The organism is Actinotalea sp. JY-7885 (assembly GCF_014525465.1).
In the GTDB taxonomy this organism is placed as follows: Bacteria; Actinomycetota; Actinomycetes; order Actinomycetales; family Cellulomonadaceae; genus Actinotalea.
On the sequence record NZ_JACEXH010000065.1, the window covers coordinates 1 to 17,078 of the forward strand.

Consider the following 17,078-nt stretch of genomic DNA (forward strand, 5'->3'; position numbering starts at 1 on the left):
CGCGGGCACGCCGCCGCCTCCCTGCGCGCCGGCATGGCGCGCCGCGCGGCCGTCCGCCTCGGCCTGCCCCGCTCGGCCGGCGCCCCCGAGGTCATCGACGCACTCGCCCGCGCCACCGGGCGCTCCACGGAGCAGGTCGCCGGCCTGCTGTACGGTCCACCACCCCACGACGACGCCGGGCTGCTCCTGCTGGCCCGTCAGCTGGACGAGCTCGAGAGCGAGGTTCATCGCACGTGACCGAACCCACCTGGCAGCCGCACGGCGGCACCACCGCACCGCCCGCACCCCCGACTCCCCCGGCGCCGCCGGCGGCCGACTCCCGGTTCGCCGCGGGCGCGCAGCTCACGCCGTCCGCGGACCTGCGCGGGAGCCTGGCGACCCTGCGCACCGAGGTCGGCAAGGCCGTCGTCGGCCAGGACGCCGCCGTCACCGGTCTGGTCATCGCGCTGCTGTGCCGCGGCCACGTGCTGCTCGAGGGCGTGCCCGGCGTGGCCAAGACGCTGCTGGTGCGCACGCTGAGCGCGGCGCTGGCGCTCGACACCAAGCGCGTGCAGTTCACGCCCGACCTCATGCCCGGCGACGTCACCGGCTCGCTGGTCTACGACGCCCGCACGGCGGAGTTCTCGTTCCGGGAGGGGCCGGTCTTCACGAACCTGCTGCTCGCCGACGAGATCAACCGCACGCCTCCCAAGACCCAGGCGTCCCTGCTGGAGGCCATGGAGGAGCGGCAGGTCTCCGTCGACGGCGTGCCGCGCCCGCTGCCGGACCCCTTCCTCGTCATCGCGACCCAGAACCCGGTCGAGTACGAGGGGACCTACCCCCTGCCCGAGGCCCAGCTGGACCGATTCCTGCTCAAGCTCACGCTGCCGCTGCCCGAGCGGGACCAGGAGATCGAGGTCCTGCGCCGGCACGCGACCGGCTTCGACCCCCGCAACCTGGCGGCGGCGGGCGTGCAGCGGGTCACGGACCCCGAGCAGCTCGCGCGGGCCCGCGCGGAGGTGGCGCGCGTCCAGGTCAGCCCCGAGGTGCTCGGGTACGCGGTCGACGTGTGCCGTGCCACGCGGCAGTCGCCCTCCCTCTCCCTGGGCGTCTCGCCCCGTGGTGCGACGGCCCTGCTCGGGACGTCGCGGGCGTGGGCCTGGCTGTCGGGCCGGGGCTACGTCACGCCCGACGACGTCAAGGCGCTCGCGCACCCGACGCTGCGCCACCGCGTGCAGCTGCGGGCCGAGGCCGAGCTCGAGGGCGTCACCGCGGAGAGCGTGCTCGACACGGTGCTCGCCGCCGTGCCGGTCCCCCGCTGAGCGCGGCGGCCGGCTGACGGATGGCTCTCACCTGGCGGGCGGTGGTCCTCACCGCCGTGGGCGTCGTGCCCGTGCTGCTCGTGCCCGCGACCGGGACCGCGCTGCTGTGGGCGCTGCTCGTGGTGGTCCTGTGCGCGGTGGACGTCGCGCTCGCGGCGTCCCCGCGGCGCGTCGCCGTGACCCGTCGCGTGCCCGGCTCCGTGCGGCTGACGGAGACGACGCGTTCGACGCTCACCCTGACGAACCGCTCGGGCCGTCGCCTGCGCGGGGTGGTCCGCGACGCGTGGCAGCCCTCCGCCGGCACCGGCACCAACCGCCACCGGGTGGACCTGCCGGACGGCGAGGCGGTGCGAGTCGTCACGTCCCTCGCGCCCACGCGCCGCGGGGACCGGCTCGCCGACCGGGTCACCATCCGCACGTGGGGCCCGCTCGGCCTCGCGGGGCGTCAGCTCTCCCTGGCGGTGCCGGGGCGGCTGCGCGTCCTGCCGGAGTTCGCCTCCCGGCGCCACCTGCCCAGCCGGCTCGCGCGCCTGCGCGAGCTCGACGGGCGGACGGCCGTCCAGGTCCGGGGCGCCGGCACGGAGTTCGACTCCCTGCGCGAGTACGTCATCGGCGACGACGTGCGCTCGATCGACTGGCGCGCGACGGCGCGCCGGTCGGAGGTCGTCGTGCGCACGTGGCGTCCCGAGCGCGACCGGCGCGTGATGATCGTGATCGACACCGCGCGGACGTCCGCGGCGCGCATCGGCGACCTGCCCCGGATCGACGCCTCGATCGAGGCGGCCCTCCTGCTGTCGGCACTGGCGTCACGCGCCGGGGACCGCGTCGACCTCGTCGCCTTCGACCGCCGCGTCCGGGCGCAGGTCGCCGGGGCCAGCGGCCCGCGCCTGCTGCCCGCCCTCGCGGACGCCCTCGCGCCCATCGACCCGACACTGGTCGAGACCGACTGGCCGGGGGTCGTGGCGGCCGTCCAGCAGCGCCTGTCCCAGCGCGCGCTCGTCGTGCTCCTCACGGCCCTCGAGCCGGCGGCGGTCGAGAACGGCCTGCTCCCGGTGCTCGCGCCGCTGGCCAAGGACCACACCGTGGTGCTCGCCTCGGTGGCCGACCCGGAGGTCGCCGCGCTGCGCACCTCACGCGAGACGTCGTCGGACGTGTACGACGCCGCCGCCGCCGAGCGCACCGACCTGGAGCGCGCGGCCGTCACCGTGCGCCTGCGTCAGCGCGGCGTCGAGGTCGTCGACGCCCTCCCCGACGACCTCGCCCCCCGCCTCGCGGACACCTACCTCGCCCTCAAGGCCGCCGGCCGCCTCTGAGGCGGTGCCACTCCGACCGCCGTGGCCTCCGCGGGCTCGCGAGGCGCGGCGACGGGTCGTCCGCGCTGGTCACGGAAGGTGTACCGGGGTCGGCGTCCTGGTCCGGGTGGTCCGGGTTGTCGGGTGATGGTCAGGTCGCGTCGGTGGACCTCGTGGTGGTGGAAGACGCACAGGAGCACGCCGTTGGTCAGGGAGGTGGGTCCGTTGTCGCGTTCCCACCAGCGGATGTGGTGGACCTCGCCCCAGCGGGCTTCGGCGCCGCAGTCGGGCCACGAGCACCCGCGGTCCCGGGCGATCACCGCGCGGCGTTGCGCGCCGGTGTAGGTGCGTTGGGTGCGTCCGATGTCCAGGGGCATCGTGTCGGCGTCCATGACCACGCGGGTCAGGTCGCAGTCGCACAGGGCGCGGGCGACCTCGCTGATGGGCACCGGGGTCCCGTCCTCGAGTGTGACCGGCGGGAACGACGGGGCCGCCTGGTGCCGGTCGCTCGCCGCGCCGTGTGCTGCCGGCTCGTCCTCCGTCGCACCGTCGCCGCGCGGGCCGTCGTCCCCTGCAGCGCGCAGGGCGCGCAGCCCGGCCCAGGTGCCGGCGTCCATGAGGAAGGACACGTGGGGTCGCACCGCGGCGCCGCTGCCGGTCTCGGGCAGGGCCAGGATCTTCTCGGCGATGGTGTCCAGGGCGTCGGCGCGGCGTTGCTCGTGGGAGCGGTCGTCGTCCTTGCCCGGCCGCGGGGAGACGGCCTCCAGCGCCAACCGCAGCCGGTGCCCGGCCATCCGGTCCACCAGCCCTTTGATGCGGGTGCCCTCGGGGGTGTCGGCCAGGGTCAGGAACCGTGCGGCGCGCTGGGCCTGGTGCCCGCGCTCGTGCGCGAGGGGATCGAGCTCGGCGGCGAGCTGCGCCGCGGCCCGCGCGAACGTCCCGGCGTCGACCCGCCGCGCGGTCTCCAGCAGCTGGGCCTGCCGCTCGGGCGTGGCCAACGCGTCCTTGACCGCCCCCGACGCCCCGGCGACCACGCGGCCGAGCGCGTCCATGTGGTCCACGGTGACCGCGCCCTCGCGGGCGGCCTCGCCCAGGGCGGGCAGCCGGGTGGCGGCGTCGGCCTGGCGGACCTGGGTCAGCACCGCCCGCGCCCCCGACCGCGACGTGCGACCGCGCCACGCCTCGAAGCTCGGATCACCCGACGCCCGCCACGTCCCACTGTCCCGCTCGGCCAGCAGCACCTCGCCCCGCACCACCGTCAACGCACCGACCGCCGCGTCCAGCGCCGCCAGCACCTCACGCCGCTCCAGCGCCGACCAGTCACCCGCCGCACCACCCGCACCCTTGACCCGCTCCACCAACCCGCGCACATCCGCGACCACGCGCGCCGGCGCGGCGACCCCGAAGGGCTCCACCGCCGCCAACACCGCCATGACCGCCTCCAGGATCACTCGAACGTCTGTTCGAATGCTACCGGATCCGGACAGGACGGACAAGGGGTGCGCGGCGCCGCGTCGGGCCTGTCACGTCACGGAGCAGGCCAGCCCGAGCCAGGCCAGGCCACCGGCAGCCGCGCACGCCGAACACCGCGTCGTCGCCGTCGGCGTCACGCTCGTCCAAGGACGAGACACCCTCGCCATCGCCCCCGGCGAGCAGCAGCCGGGCACCTCGCCCTTCAGGCCGCCTCGCGGCCCGTGCGTCTACGCCGCGAGCGGCAGCTGGTCCACGTTGTGGTCGGCCCGCAGGTCGCCCGTCTCGCCGTCGGCGACGGCGCGCCGCCCGAGGACGATCGTGTAGACCCAGTACGCCGCCAGCACGAGGGCCCCGATGACGATCTTGAGCCACCACGGGAGCTGGGACGGCGTCACGAAGCCCTCGACGAGCCCGGAGATGCCCAGCACGCCGACGAGGCCGATGGCCACCGTGAACAGCGAGCGCCCCTCCTCGGACAGCGCGCGCCCCCGCGGGCGCCCGCCCGGGTCGATCACGGTCCAGAAGATCTTCAGGCCGGCCGCCCCGGCGACGAAGATCGCGGTCAGCTCCATGAGGCCGTGCGGGAGGATCAGGCTGAAGAAGACGCCGAGCCCGTCGTGCACGGCCATCACGCCGCCCGCGGCCCCGACGCCGACCGCGTTCTGGAACAGGACGTACAGCGGCAGGATGCCCGTGATGCCGAAGGCGACGCACTGCGCCGCGATCCACGCGTTGTTCGTCCACACCTGGGCCGCGAAGCTCTGGCCCGGGTAGTTGGAGTAGTAGTTGGCGAACTCCTCCTCCGCGTACTGCTTGAGCTGGCTCGGGGTGCCCATCGCGGCGAGCGCCTCGGGGTCGTTGTACACGTTGACACCCGCCACGACCGCGATCGCGCAGAAGGCGACCATCACCCCGACGGTCCACCAGCGGATGCGGTAGAAGGCCGCGGGCAGCACGACGACGAGGAACCGCACGACGTCCGACCAGGACGGGTCGTGCGAGCCGGCGATCGCCGCCCGCGCGCGGCCGAGGATCTCCGAGAGCCGGGAGACCACCGAGGGGTCCGGCGCCACGGACCGCACGGTCGACAGGTGCGTCGCGACCTCCTGGTAGAGCCGGACCAGCTCGTCCGCCTCGGCACCCGACAGACCCGACCGGCGCGACAGCTCGTCGAGCCTCGCCCAGGTCGGCGCGTGCACGGCGGAGAACGCGTCCAGGTCCACGGCCGGTAGCCTGCCACACACCGCCGTCGGGCACGGGTAACCTGCGGCCAGCGACGGACGGCGGAGGGGTGCGCGTGCAGGACGAGATCGTCATCGGTGAGGGCGTGGTCCTCGACGCGCGCCCGGCCTCGTTCGCGACCCGCATGCTCGGCGCCCTCATCGACGTCGCCACCCTCGGGTTCCTCGGGTTCCTCCTGCTCGTCGCCGGCGGCGCCGCGGGGCGGGGCCTCGACGAGGCGGCCTTCGCGGCGCTGCTCATCACGCTCGTCGTCATGGTGCTCGTCGTCATCCCCGCCACCGTGGAGACGCTCACGCGCGGGCGCTCGCTCGGTAAGCTCGCCATGGGCATCCGGATCGTCCGCGACGACGGCGGCCCCATCCGGGTGCGCCACGCGGTCATCCGGGCCCTGACCGGCGTGCTCGAGATCTGGTTCAGCGCGGGCGGCGTCGCACTCATCGCCTCCCTCGTCCACCCGCAGGGCAAGCGGCTGGGCGACATGCTCGCGGGCACGTACGCCGTCCGGGTGCGCGGCGGCCAGCGGCCCCTGCCCCCGCTCGTCATGCCGCACGAGCTCGCCGGCTGGGCCCGCAACGCCGACATCCGGCGGTTGCCGGACGGGCTCGCGCTCTCCGCCCGGCAGTTCCTGGGCCGGGCGGACCGCCTCCACGTCGCCTCGCGGGTCCGGCTCGGCAACCAGCTCGCCGGCGAGATGGAGCGCTACGTCGCGCCCGGCCCGCCGCTCGGCACCCACCCCGAGCGCTTCATCGCCGCCGTGCTCGCCGAGCGCCGGGACCGGGAGTTCGCGCACGCCTCGGCTGCGGCCCGCACCGCCGCCGCGGAGGCCGTGCTGCTCCACCGCCTCCCCCACGCGGTTCCCGACCCCGCGGTCTGAGCCGGCGGCCCCTCGGGCCGCGACCGGCCCGCGGCGTCAGGCGGAGGCCCGAACCGCGTGGCGCACGTAGACCACGCCGTTGGCGAACCGCCCGTGGTCCAGGAGCTCGAGGGCGAGTCGCCGGCCGCGGGGCAGCGCCGGCTTGCCGCCGCCCACCACCACCGGGCAGAGCAGCAGCACGCACTCGTCGACCAGACCGTGCCGGAAGGCCTCCGCCGCGATCCCCGCGCCGCCGATGCTCAGGTCCGTGGCCGCCTCCTCCTTGAGCCGCCGCACCGCCTCGGGGTCGAAGGTCCGCTCGATCGTCGTGCGCGCCGTCGAGACGTCCGCCAGCGACGACGAGTAGACGATCTTGTCGCCGGTGCGCCAGATGTCGGCGTACTCGCGGACGACGGCGGGGGCGTCCGCCAGCCAGTCGTCGCTCTCCCAGACGCGCATCGTCTCGTACATGCGTCGCCCGTAGAGCGAGGTGCCGATGCCCCGCTCGTGCTCGTTCCAGAACGCGTGCACGTCCTCGTCGGGGACGGACCAGTCGAACGCCCCCTGCTCGTCCTCCAGGAAGCCGTCGAGCGAGACGTTGGCCGCGTAGATGAGCTTGCCCATGGTGCCCTCCGTCGGGACGAGGGCTCCAGGGTGCAGCGCGCCACGGGCGCCGACAAGCCCCGCGGGCGGTGGTGCCGGACGCGCCGCAGGGGCCCGCGCGATGCGCGCGGACCCCTGCGGTGTCGTGCCGGCTCAGTAGCGGTAGTGCTCCGGCTTGTACGGGCCGGCGACGTCGATGCCGATGTACTCGGCCTGCGCCTTCGTCAGCTCGGTGAGCCGGACGCCGAGCGCGTCGAGGTGCAGGCGCGCCACCTTCTCGTCGAGCACCTTGGGGAGGCGGTACACGCCGACCGGGTACTCGTCGCGCTTGGTGAACAGCTCGATCTGCGCCATGACCTGGTTGGTGAACGAGTTGCTCATGACGAAGGACGGGTGACCGGTCGCGTTGCCGAGGTTCAGCAGGCGGCCCTCGGAGAGCACGATGATCGAGTGCTCCGGGCGGTCGCCGTCGGCCGGGAACGTCCACTCGTGGACCTGCGGCTTGATCTCCGTGCGCGTGACGCCGGGGATCGCCGCGAGCCCGGCGATGTCGATCTCGTTGTCGAAGTGGCCGATGTTGCCCACGACGGCCTTGTCCTTCATCGCGGCCATGTGCTCCGCGGTGATGACGTCGCGGTTGCCCGTGGTCGTGATGAAGAAGTCCGCCTCGTCCAGGACGTCCTCGATCCGCACGACCTGGTAGCCGTCCATGGCCGCCTGGAGGGCGCAGATCGGGTCGACCTCGCTGACCACGACGCGCGAGCCCTGGCCGCGGAACGCCTCGGCCGCACCCTTGCCGACGTCGCCGTAGCCCGCCACGAACGCGACCTTGCCACCCATGAGGATGTCGGTGGCGCGGTTGATGCCGTCGGGCAGGGAGTGGCGGATGCCGTACTTGTTGTCGAACTTGGACTTGGTGACCGAGTCGTTGACGTTGATCGCCGGGAAGAGCAGCGCGCCCGCCTCGTGCAGCTGGTACAGGCGGTGCACGCCCGTCGTCGTCTCCTCGCTGACGCCGAGGATGCCCGCGGCCGTGCGGGTCCAGCGCTGCGGGTCCTCGGCGAGCGAGCGGCGCAGCAGGGCCAGGACGAGGTTGGCCTCCTCCGAGTAGCCGGGCTCGCCGGGTGCGGCGTCGGCCGGGACCGCGCCGGTGGCCTCGTACTGGACGCCCTGGTGCACGAGCAGGCTCGCGTCGCCGCCGTCGTCCAGGATCATGTTCGGGCCTTCGTCGCCGGGCCACACGAGGATCTGCTGGGTGCACTCCCAGTACTCGGCCAGGGTCTCGCCCTTCCAGGCGAAGACCGGGACGCCCTGCGGGTCCTGGGGCGTGCCGTGCGGGCCGACGGCGACCGCGGCCGCCGCCTCGTCCTGCGTCGAGAAGATGTTGCAGGACGCCCAGCGGACCTCGGCCCCCAGGGCGACGAGCGTCTCGATGAGGACGGCCGTCTGCACGGTCATGTGCAGGGAGCCGGCGACACGGGCGCCCGCGAGCGGCTGCGTGGCGCCGAACTCCGCGCGGAGCGCCATGAGGCCGGGCATCTCGTGCTCGGCCAGGCGGATCTGGTGGCGTCCGGCCTCGGCGAGGCCGAGGTCGCGGACCTTGTAGACGCCGGGCTTCTCGTCGAAGCCGGCGGACGTGGGGACGGGCGTCGTGGTCATGGTCACCTCGGGTGGGTCGCGCGTGGCGCGCTGGGTCTCGGTCAGGGGCGAGGCCCGCGGTCGCGCGGAGCGCGACCCCCGCGGTTCGTGCCGCGGCGGCGGGACCTCGTGCCCGGCGCGGCCCCTCCGGGCCGACGGCATCACCGACGCCAAGCGCTCCCATCCTACGGAGGCTGTCCAGTCGCGGCGCGGGCTCCCCCGGCGAGCGGGCCGCCGCGGGCCGGCCACGACGGAGTTCACGTCACAGTTTGATAACACCCAGGAGCACGTAAAGGCGCAGGTCAGCGCGACGCGCGGCGCGCCCTAACGGCTCGCCACGGGCCTCTCGGCGGCCGGCGGGGTTGGCGATGATGCGTCGTCCGGGTGATGGTGGGACCGATCGGCCGGACCGCCGGCCGGTCGGTGCCGGTGCCCCAGCACCGCGTCCACCGCGCGCCGCGCCCCGCCAGGCACATGCCACCGGGAGGCGGACGCCGCCTCCGGACGCGACGGCCGGTGAGGTCGCTCTCGCGGCCTCCCGCCACCGGGCCCACACCCGACGCCGCAGGCGTCGACCAGCCGCGCGTGGCCGAGCCCCGGGGGCAGGGCCGACGGTCGCGCGCGCCGACGGAGACGAGGGATGAGTGAGCGCACTACGCGCCGAGAACGTGTACAAGGTGTTCGGCCGCCGGCCGGCGGAGGCCGTCCGGCGGCTCGAGGCGGGTGCCCACCGCGACGAGGTCAAGGGCCTCGGCACCGCGGCTGTCATCGACGCGAGCTTCGAGGTGGCCGCGGGCGAGACGTTCGTCGTCATGGGCCTGTCCGGGTCCGGGAAGTCGACGCTCATCCGGATGCTCAACGGTCTGTGGCGGCCGACCTCGGGGCGGGTCCTGCTCGGTGACGCGGACCTGTCGACCATCTCCGCCCGCGACCTGCGCGCGCTGCGCCAGCGCCGGGTGTCCATGGTGTTCCAGCACTTCGCGCTGCTGCCCCACCGCACCATCCTCGACAACGCCGCCTACCCCCTCGCGCTGCAGGACGTGGACCGCACCGAGCGCCGGCGCCGCGCCGGCGAGGCGCTCGAGCTCGTCGGCCTGGCGGGCTGGGAGGACCACCTGCCCTCGCAGCTGTCGGGCGGCATGCGCCAGCGCGTCGGCCTGGCGCGCGCGCTCGCCGCCGACACCGACGTGCTGCTCATGGACGAGGCGTTCTCCGCGCTCGACCCGCTGATCCGCCGCGAGATGCAGGAGCAGCTCCTCGCGCTCCAGCAGACCCTCGGCAAGACGATCGTCTTCATCACCCACGACCTCAACGAGGCGATGCACCTCGGCGACCGCATCGCGGTGATGCGCGACGGGCGCATCGTCCAGATCGGCACGTCCGAGCAGATCCTCTCCGACCCGGCGGACGACTACGTCGCCCAGTTCGTCGCGGACGTCGACCGGACGCGGGTCCTGACCGCGGGCTCCGTCATGGTCCGGCCGGCGGCCGTCGTCACGACCGGCGCCGGACCGCGCGGCGCCCTGCGCCAGATGCGCGACGCGCAGACGTCGGCGGCCTACCTCGTGGACCGGGACCGCACCCTGCGCGGCGTCCTGCGCGACGCGGACGTCGTGGCCGCGCAGCGCGCCGGTGACGAGTCGCTGCTGGACCTCACCCTCGACGAGGTGACACCCGTGACCGTCGACGCCCCGCTGGCCGACGTCTTCGCGCCGTCGGCGGAGACACCGCTGCCGGTCCCCGTGGTGGACGACCGGGGCCGCCTGGTGGGCGTGATCCCCCGCGTGACGCTGCTCGAGGCGATGGCGCCCCAGCAGGCCGAGACCGAGTCCGCCGACCTCACGGAGGTGCCGGCATGAGCGCCGAGCCGATGTTCCGCCTGCCCCTCGGCGACTGGGTCGAGTCCGGCGTCGACGCCGTCATCGACACCTTCGGGGGCCTCTTCGACGTCATCCGCACGGTCCTGCTGGCCTGCTTCGAGTCGCTCGAGCTGGTCCTGACCGCACCGCCCATGGCCGTGATCGCCCTCGTGCTCGCCGCCGTCGCCTTCCTCGCGAAGGGGTGGCGGCTCGCGCTGGGCACCCTGGTCGGACTCCTCGTCATCGCGGGCATGGACCAGTGGGACAACGCGATGGCGACCCTGGCCCTCGTCCTCGTCGCGAGCGTGATCGCGCTGGCGATCGGCGTCCCGCTGGGCATCTGGGCCGCCCGCGACGACCGCGTCTCGGCCGTGCTGCGGCCCGTGCTGGACTTCATGCAGACGATGCCGGCGTTCGTCTACCTCATCCCCGTGGTGATCATCTTCCTCACGGGCGCGGTCCCGGGCATCGTGGCGACGATCGTCTTCGCGCTGGCGCCCGGGGTCCGCTTCACCGAGCTCGGCATCCGGCAGGTCGACCGCGAGGTGGTCGAGGCCGGGCACGCCTTCGGCTCGACGCCCGGTCGCATCCTGCGCCAGATCCAGCTGCCCCTCGCCCTGCCGACGATCATGGCGGGCGTCAACCAGGTGATCATGCTCTCGCTGTCCATGGTCGTCATCGCGGGCATGGTCGGCGCCGACGGCCTCGGGCGGGACGTCGTCTCCGCGCTGTCGCGCGTCGACGTGGCGCTGGGCTTCGAGGCCGGGCTCGCCGTCGTCATCCTCGCGATCTACCTCGACCGCCTGACCTCCGGCCTGGCCGACCGGTCCCCCGTGGCGCGCGCCCTGCGCGCCACCTCGGCCTGACCCACGGCCCACCCGGGCCGACGACCCGGCGGCACGCCGCCACGGAAGGAACCATGACCCACCTCCGACGCACCACCGCCGCCGCGGCCTCGCTCGTCGCCGCCACCCTGGCCCTGACCGCCTGCACCGGCGGCGACACCGACGGCGGGCAGACCGCCACCGGTGACCAAAAGGACGTCACGATCGCGGTCCACAACGGCTGGGACGAGGGCATCGCCGTCTCGCACCTGTGGGCCGAGCTCCTCGAGTCCGAGGGGTACGACGTCGAGCTCGAGATGGCCGACGCCGGCCCCGTCTACACGGGGATCGCGGGCGGCCAGTTCGACGTCAACGTCGACACCTGGCTCCCGCTGACCCACGGCGACTACCTCGAGGAGTACGGCGACGACCTCGAGCTGCTCGGCGCGTGGTACGACGACGCCGTGCTGACGATCGCGGTCAACGAGGACGCCCCCCTCACCTCGCTCGCCGAGCTCGGCCAGAACGCCGACGTCTTCGGTGGCCGCCTGGTCGGCATCGAGCCGGGCGCCGGCCTGACGCGCATCACCAAGGACGAGGTCATCCCGACCTACGGCCTCGAGGGCATGGACTTCGTCGAGTCGTCGACGCCCGCGATGCTCGCCGAGCTCACGGGTGCCACGGACGCGGGCCGCAACATCGCCGTCACGCTGTGGCGGCCGCACTGGGCCTACGACGCGTTCCCCATCCGCGACCTCGAGGACCCCGAGGGCGCCCTGGGCGAGGCCGAGCGGATCGAGAGCGTCGGGCGCACGGGCTTCGCGGAGGACTTCCCGCAGCTGGCCGCGTGGCTCGCCGAGTTCACGCTGACGGACGAGCAGCTCTTCTCGCTCGAGAACATCATGTTCAACGAGCTGGGCGGCAAGGACAACGAGGCCGCCGTCGAGCGGTGGCTCGAGGAGAACCCGGACTTCTTCCCGGGCATCAAGGACGCGGCCGGCGAGGTCTGAGACCGCGACGTCGACGTCAGGCGGTGCCGCTCGCCGGCACCGCCTCGTCGACGAGCAGGACGGGGATGCCGTCCCGCACGGGGTACGCCAGGGCGCACGCCTGGCCCTCGCACACCAGCTGCGGCGAGCCGTCGACGGCCGTGCCGTCGGCGAGCGTCGACCCGCACGCGGGACAGCGCAGCAGGTCCCGCACCCAGGGCTCCATCGGCTGCCGGTCGCTCATCGCGTCTCCTCCGCCGCGTCCGCGCGCACGATCGACAGCACGTCGTCGCGCACCTTGACCATGATGTCCTCGTCGGCCGCCTCGACGTTGAGCCGCAGGAGCGGCTCGGTGTTCGAGGCGCGCAGGTTGAACCACCACCGCGGGTGCTCGTCCCAGTGCGAGACCGTCAGCCCGTCGAGCTCGTCCACCTCGACGGGCCCGGCGCCCTGCTGCGTCACGTACGCCTCGACCACCCGGGCGCGCGCCGCGGCGACGTCGGCGACGCGGGAGTTGATCTCGCCCGAGGCCACGTAGGGCTCGTACGCCTCGGACAGCTCGCTGAGCGTCAGCGGGCGGCCGTCGGGCGCCGTCGCCTGGCCGAGCGCGGACAGCACGTGCATGGCCGCGAGCATGCCGGTGTCGGCGAAGAAGAAGTCGCGGAAGTAGTAGTGCGCGCTGTGCTCCCCGCCGAAGACGGCGTCGTTGCGGGCCATCTCCGCCTTGATGAAGGAGTGGCCCACGCGCGTGCGCACCGTGCGGGCACCCGCCGCCTCGAGCAGGTCGGGGACGACCTTGGAGGAGATGAGGTTGTAGATGACCGTCGGCGTGCGGCCGGCGGCGCGCTCGCGCGCGACCTCGCGCAGCCCGACCAGCGCCGTGATCGCCGACGGCGTCACGGGTTCGCCCCGCTCGTCGATGACGAAGCAGCGGTCGGCGTCGCCGTCGAAGGCCAGGCCGATGTCGGCGCCGTGCTCGACGACGGCCGCCTGCAGGTCGCGCAGGTTCTCGGGCTCGAGCGGGTTCGCCTCGTGGTTCGGGAACGTGCCGTCGAGCTCGAAGTACAGCGGCACGACGTCGAACGGCAGCGCGGGCAGGCCCGCGGCGTCCCCGAGCACGGCGGGCACCGTGAGCCCGCCCATGCCGTTGCCCGCGTCGACGACGACCTTGAGCCGGCGCAGTCCGGCGAGGTCGACGAGCGAGCGCAGGAACGCCGCGTACTCCCCCAGCATCTCGCGCTCGGTGACCTCACCGGGCACGGCGGCGTCGGCCGGCGGCTCGACCAGGTACCGCGCGGCGAGCTCGCGGATCTCGCCGAGCCCCGAGTCCTCGCCCACCGGCCGCGCACCCGCCCAGCACATCTTGATGCCGTTGTACTGCGCGGGGTTGTGGCTCGCGGTGAACATCGCGCCCGGCACGTCCAGGGCGCCCGAGGCGTGGTAGAGCCCGTCGGTCGAGCACAGCCCGATGAGCACGACATCGACCCCGCGCCGGGTCAGGCCCTCCGCGAACGCGCCGACGAGCTCCGGGCCCGAGGGCCGCATGTCGCGGCCGATGACGGCGCGCGGCCGCGCGCCGCCCGCGGCGTCCGCTCCCCGCAGCACGACGACGTCGGCGAACGCGGCGCCGATGGCCCGGGCGACGTCGGGGCTGAACTGGTCGGGCACGACGCCGCGGACGTCGTAGGCCTTGATGAGCGCGCTGAGGTCGGGCCGTGGTGCTGTGGTCACGGCGGCAGCCTAGTGGCGCGCGGCGCCCGAGGACCGCGTCAGCGCGGCTTGCGGGCCGAGCGCTGGATGATGGTGTCGATCGGCAGGCTCTGCCACGCTCCCGTGTCGTCGAGGGTGATCCACTCGCGCCGCTCGCAGCGGTTGCAGGAGACGAACGTGACGTCGGTGCCGTCCGTCAGGACCAGCGGCAGCCGGGTCAGGTCCGGGCCGCTGCACGACGAGCAGCGCTCCGGCGGCGGGACGCCCGGGCCGGGCAGGCCACCCGGCGGGGGCGCCGCGGCACGGGCCACGTCAGCCCTCCCCGCGCAGGACGCGCAGGTGGCCGCGACGGCTGACCTCGGTACCGGGGGGCGCCTGCGGTGCCTCGGGCGCCGCCTCGGGACGCCGTCGCCCCGCCTCGCGCACCGCGTCCGCGAGCGCCACGAGGTCGTCGGGCGTCGGACCGCTCGGGACGAACTCGGGCGTGAGCCGCACGACCTCCCACCCCCGCGGCGCCGTGAGGCGCCCGGCGTGCTCGCCGCACAGGTCGTAGGAGTGCGGCTCGGCGAGCTGCGCGAGCGGCCCGAGGACCGCCGTCGAGTCCGAGTACACGTAGGTGAGGGTCGCGACGGCGGCACGGCCGCAGGCGCTGCGGGAGCACTGGCGGCCTGATCTCACGCGAGGAGACTACCCGGGGCGTCCCGCGCACGGGCGGCCACCACGCCGCGTCGGCGACACTCGGGCGCGCCGGTGCCCCGACGTACAGTGGGCCCGTGAGCACCCTGCGTCGCGGTCCTGCGGGGCCGGTGGTGGCGGCGCGGCGACGGGACCGCCGGGGACGCGGCCTGCGCGGCCCGCTGATGCCGATGAACCTGCCGGGCTACCGCACGCGCGCCGAGCGCTTCGACGAGCACGTGCTGGCCGCCGTCGAGCGGATCGAGCGGCGCTGGTCGGCCCAGCTCGAGGGCACCGAGTTCGCGGTCGAGGACGTGCCCCCGTCGGGCCCGGCTCCCTGGGAGCACGGCGGCGTGCCGCTCGGCCGGTGCTTTCCCGCCGACGCCGGCCTGCCCTCGCGCATCGTCGTCTACCGGCGCCCGCTCGAGACGCGCGCCGTGGACGAGGCGGACCTCATGGACCTGGTCCGCGACGTCCTGGTCGAGCAGGTGGCGCACCTGCTCGCGCGCACACCGGAGGACGTCGACCCGGAGTACCGCAGCTGAGCGCAGAGCGCCCGGCCGCTGCGTCTAGGCTGGACGCCACCATGGCAGCCCCCACGCCCCCGCCCGTCCGCGCCGTGTGCGTGACCTTCCACCCCGGTGACGAGCTCGACGCCTTCGCGCGGTCGCTGCGCGAGGCGACGAGCGCCCCGGTCGAGCTGGTGCTGGTCGACAACGGCAGCGACCACACAGTGAGCGAGCGCGTCGCGCGCGAGCACGGGGGCCGCGTCCTGGACGCTGGCGGCAACCTCGGCTACGGCCGGGCCGCCAACCTCGGGGCGCGCGACGCGACGCAGGAGTGGCTCGTCGTCGCCAACCCCGACGTCGTGTGGCACCCCGGGAGCCTCGACGCCCTGCTCGAGGCCGCCGCACGCCACCCACGGGCCGGGGCGCTGGGACCCGGGATCCTCAACACGGACGGCACGCGGTACCCCTCGGCGCGCGCCCTGCCCTCGCTCACCCAGGGCGCCGGTCACGCCGTCCTCGGGCGCGTGTGGCCCGGCAACCCGTGGACGCGCGCCTACCAGCGGCGCCAGGAGGACACCGCCTCCGTGGAGCGCACCGCGGGCTGGCTGTCGGGCTCGTGCCTCCTGCTGCGCACGGAGGCGTTCCGCGCGGTCGGCGGCTTCGACGAGGGCTACTTCATGTTCTTCGAGGACCTGGACCTGGGCGAGCGGCTCGGGCTGGCCGGCTGGGAGAACGTCTACGTCCCCGACGTCACCGTGACACACATCGGCGGCACGTCCTGGCGCGAGCGACCGGCGCGGATGATCCGGGCCCATCACGCCTCCGCGGCGCGCTACCTGACGCGGCGCTACCACCGCTGGTACCAGTGGCCCGTGCGGGTGGCGATCCGGGCCGGGCTCGCCGTGCGGCAGGCGCTCGAGCTGCGCGCCGCGCGCTGAGGCCTCAGCCCACCAGCACGTCCACCGCGGGGCGGTCCCGCGTGGGCGCCACCGGGGCCAGCACCGAGACCATCTGTCCGCTCTCGTCGTCGTGCACGAGCACCACGGCCCACGCGACCCGGGGGTCCTGCGTGCGCACGACGACGGCCGCGGGCACCGCGGTGTCCGCGCCGTCCGCCTCGTCCACCAGGTCGGCGAGCGCCAGCTCCGTCGTCGTGCCGGCGCGCAGGCTCACGTCCCGGGACGCGACGACGGCGCCCGAGGCGTCGAGCACCTCGACCTCGACCTCGGCGGCACCCCTGACGTCCGGGAGGGGCGCGACGCCCAGCGAGAGGGTCGGGCTGGTGCCCGGCAGGGCCGGCAGCGCCAGCGGTCCCGTCGTGCCCCCGCGCACCGACGGGGCCCAGGCCCGGTCGACCGGCGACAGCGCCAGCGTGCCCGCGCCGGGCCGGCCGACGCCGGCTCCCCGGGTCAGGAGCGCCGACGCCACCACGGGGACCTCGCTCTCGACGACCACGGTGTACGTGCCCGCCGGCAGACCGGCGAGCGGCACGTCGAGCACCTCCCCCGCCGCCAGCTCGACCTCCTCGGCGCCGGGCAGCGACACGTCGCCGTCGGGCCCGAGCAGCGTGAGGGTGGCCGTCCCGCCCTCGTCACCCGGGGCGAGCAGGCGCACGGCCGCGGTGTCGGCGCCGTCGATCTCCGAGGCCGTGACGGACAGCCCGGGGACCACCTGGCGCTGGGACGGCGCGCGGCCGGCGGCGACGTAGTCCACGCCCGCGGGCAGGAGCCCGCGCAGCTCGCTGTCCTGCAGGTAGGCGGTGACCAGACCGCCGGCGGCGCGCAGGTGCACCACGATGCGTCGCTGCTCGGCGGCGACGCCCTCGAGGAGGACCACGCGCTCGGCGCCGGGCGGGACGAGGTACTCGGGCGCCCCGGCGAGGTCGACGGGACCCGCGGGCCCCCACAGCTCGACGTCGACCGTCGCCGGCGTCGAGCCGGGGTTCTGCAGGACGAGGCGCGCACTGGTGCCCAGCGACGTCCCGCCTCCCACGAGCCACACGTCGGCGGCCGGCTGCTGGCACGACGTCGCCGCGACGCCGCGCAGGTCGCCCGCCGCGGTCAGCGCGCCGACGGCGCCGGCCGACCACGCGGGCCCGTCGCCCGCGGCG

The 17,078-nt window shown here is 75.0% G+C and carries 17 protein-coding genes and 1 pseudogene; 9 read left to right on the plus strand and 9 right to left on the minus strand.

What is annotated here, in order from left to right:
- From IDM29_RS07960 to IDM29_RS07970, 3 genes and pseudogenes are all read left to right on the plus strand, one after another.
- Window positions 1-237: pseudogene (locus IDM29_RS07960) on the plus strand (DUF4350 domain-containing protein); the annotation flags it as partial.
- Between the two features lie 122 nt (window positions 238-359).
- Complete coding sequence (locus IDM29_RS07965) at window positions 360-1,301, plus strand: AAA family ATPase (RefSeq protein ID WP_375372399.1); 942 nt, start codon at window positions 360-362, stop codon at window positions 1,299-1,301.
- Between the two features lie 20 nt (window positions 1,302-1,321).
- On the plus strand, window positions 1,322-2,614 hold the full coding sequence (locus IDM29_RS07970; protein WP_182111727.1) for a DUF58 domain-containing protein: 1,293 nt from the start codon (window positions 1,322-1,324) through the stop codon (window positions 2,612-2,614).
- On the opposite strand, the gene IDM29_RS07975 is transcribed toward IDM29_RS07970, so the two are convergent.
- Together IDM29_RS07975 and IDM29_RS07980 are read right to left on the minus strand one after the other, a co-directional pair.
- The gene (locus IDM29_RS07975) at window positions 2,581-4,026 is read right to left on the minus strand and encodes an HNH endonuclease signature motif containing protein (RefSeq protein WP_182111728.1); all 1,446 of its coding nucleotides are present in this window, start codon (window positions 4,024-4,026) and stop codon (window positions 2,581-2,583) included. The genes IDM29_RS07970 and IDM29_RS07975 overlap by 34 nt on opposite strands.
- Window positions 4,027-4,293: 267 nt before the next feature.
- Window positions 4,294-5,289, minus strand: a complete 996-nt coding sequence (locus IDM29_RS07980; protein WP_188037385.1) for a stage II sporulation protein M — start codon at window positions 5,287-5,289, stop codon at window positions 4,294-4,296.
- A gap of 74 nt (window positions 5,290-5,363) precedes the next feature.
- Here IDM29_RS07980 and IDM29_RS07985 point away from each other — a divergent pair, with 74 nt between their 5' ends.
- Window positions 5,364-6,182, plus strand: coding sequence for an RDD family protein (locus IDM29_RS07985; protein WP_188037386.1), 819 nt, complete (start codon window positions 5,364-5,366; stop codon window positions 6,180-6,182).
- 36 nt (window positions 6,183-6,218) lie between these two features.
- Here the strand turns inward: IDM29_RS07985 and IDM29_RS07990 are convergent, their stop codons facing one another.
- A complete protein-coding gene (locus tag IDM29_RS07990; protein WP_188037387.1) occupies window positions 6,219-6,785 on the minus strand; it encodes a dihydrofolate reductase family protein in 567 nt (188 codons plus the stop codon).
- A 132-nt stretch (window positions 6,786-6,917) separates the two neighbouring features.
- Window positions 6,918-8,423: an adenosylhomocysteinase gene (ahcY, locus tag IDM29_RS07995; protein WP_182111732.1), complete on the minus strand. Its 1,506-nt coding sequence runs from the start codon at window positions 8,421-8,423 to the stop codon at window positions 6,918-6,920.
- A 623-nt stretch (window positions 8,424-9,046) separates the two neighbouring features.
- Between ahcY and IDM29_RS08000 the strand changes: the two genes are divergently transcribed.
- The 3 genes from IDM29_RS08000 to IDM29_RS08010 are packed head-to-tail and all read left to right on the plus strand — an operon-like array spanning window position 9,047 to window position 12,095.
- Window positions 9,047-10,261 carry a glycine betaine/L-proline ABC transporter ATP-binding protein gene (locus IDM29_RS08000; protein ID WP_188037388.1) on the plus strand — a complete coding sequence of 405 codons (1,215 nt, stop codon included), beginning with the start codon at window positions 9,047-9,049 and terminating at the stop codon, window positions 10,259-10,261.
- Window positions 10,258-11,127 carry a proline/glycine betaine ABC transporter permease gene (locus IDM29_RS08005; protein WP_188037389.1) on the plus strand — a complete coding sequence of 290 codons (870 nt, stop codon included), beginning with the start codon at window positions 10,258-10,260 and terminating at the stop codon, window positions 11,125-11,127. Before IDM29_RS08000 ends, IDM29_RS08005 begins: the two co-directional genes overlap by 4 nt.
- 53 nt (window positions 11,128-11,180) lie before the next feature.
- Window positions 11,181-12,095: a glycine betaine ABC transporter substrate-binding protein gene (locus IDM29_RS08010; protein ID WP_188037390.1), complete on the plus strand. Its 915-nt coding sequence runs from the start codon at window positions 11,181-11,183 to the stop codon at window positions 12,093-12,095.
- 16 nt (window positions 12,096-12,111) lie between these two features.
- Here IDM29_RS08010 and IDM29_RS08015 read toward each other — a convergent pair whose 3' ends face one another.
- From IDM29_RS08015 to IDM29_RS08030, 4 genes are read right to left on the minus strand one after another with little or no spacing between them, the layout of a single operon-like run.
- Entirely contained in the window at window positions 12,112-12,318 is a 207-nt protein-coding gene (locus tag IDM29_RS08015) for a Trm112 family protein (protein ID WP_188037391.1), read from the minus strand.
- On the minus strand, window positions 12,315-13,805 hold the full coding sequence (locus tag IDM29_RS08020; protein ID WP_188037392.1) for a phosphomannomutase/phosphoglucomutase: 1,491 nt from the start codon (window positions 13,803-13,805) through the stop codon (window positions 12,315-12,317). Before IDM29_RS08020 ends, IDM29_RS08015 begins: the two co-directional genes overlap by 4 nt.
- 38 nt (window positions 13,806-13,843) lie before the next feature.
- Window positions 13,844-14,095 (minus strand): hypothetical protein, encoded by a 252-nt coding sequence (locus IDM29_RS08025; protein ID WP_188037393.1) that lies wholly within the window; start codon window positions 14,093-14,095, stop codon window positions 13,844-13,846.
- Between the two features lies 1 nt (window position 14,096).
- Window positions 14,097-14,462 carry a DUF3499 domain-containing protein gene (locus IDM29_RS08030; protein WP_188037394.1) on the minus strand — a complete coding sequence of 122 codons (366 nt, stop codon included), beginning with the start codon at window positions 14,460-14,462 and terminating at the stop codon, window positions 14,097-14,099.
- A gap of 95 nt (window positions 14,463-14,557) precedes the next feature.
- Here IDM29_RS08030 and IDM29_RS08035 point away from each other — a divergent pair, with 95 nt between their 5' ends.
- Both IDM29_RS08035 and IDM29_RS08040 read left to right on the plus strand, forming a co-directional pair.
- Window positions 14,558-15,004, plus strand: a complete 447-nt coding sequence (locus IDM29_RS08035) for a metallopeptidase family protein (RefSeq protein ID WP_309232695.1) — start codon at window positions 14,558-14,560, stop codon at window positions 15,002-15,004.
- A gap of 41 nt (window positions 15,005-15,045) precedes the next feature.
- Window positions 15,046-15,906: a glycosyltransferase family 2 protein gene (locus tag IDM29_RS08040; RefSeq protein WP_188037395.1), complete on the plus strand. Its 861-nt coding sequence runs from the start codon at window positions 15,046-15,048 to the stop codon at window positions 15,904-15,906.
- A gap of 4 nt (window positions 15,907-15,910) precedes the next feature.
- Here the strand turns inward: IDM29_RS08040 and IDM29_RS08045 are convergent.
- A partial coding sequence (locus IDM29_RS08045; protein ID WP_255500030.1) for a DUF5719 family protein occupies window positions 15,911-17,078 on the minus strand: 1,168 nt, incomplete at its 5' end.

Coding starts and splice junctions, on each gene's coding strand:
- IDM29_RS07970 (WP_182111727.1), top strand. CDS start 1,322: ATGGCTCTCACCTGGCGGGCGGTGGTCCTCACCGCCGTGGGCGTCGTG.
- IDM29_RS07975 (WP_182111728.1), bottom strand. CDS start 4,026: ATGGCGGTGTTGGCGGCGGTGGAGCCCTTCGGGGTCGCCGCGCCGGCG.
- IDM29_RS07990 (WP_188037387.1), bottom strand. CDS start 6,785: ATGGGCAAGCTCATCTACGCGGCCAACGTCTCGCTCGACGGCTTCCTG.
- ahcY (WP_182111732.1), bottom strand. CDS start 8,423: ATGACCACGACGCCCGTCCCCACGTCCGCCGGCTTCGACGAGAAGCCC.
- IDM29_RS08005 (WP_188037389.1), top strand. CDS start 10,258: ATGAGCGCCGAGCCGATGTTCCGCCTGCCCCTCGGCGACTGGGTCGAG.
- IDM29_RS08010 (WP_188037390.1), top strand. CDS start 11,181: ATGACCCACCTCCGACGCACCACCGCCGCCGCGGCCTCGCTCGTCGCC.
- IDM29_RS08015 (WP_188037391.1), bottom strand. CDS start 12,318: ATGAGCGACCGGCAGCCGATGGAGCCCTGGGTGCGGGACCTGCTGCGC.
- IDM29_RS08040 (WP_188037395.1), top strand. CDS start 15,046: ATGGCAGCCCCCACGCCCCCGCCCGTCCGCGCCGTGTGCGTGACCTTC.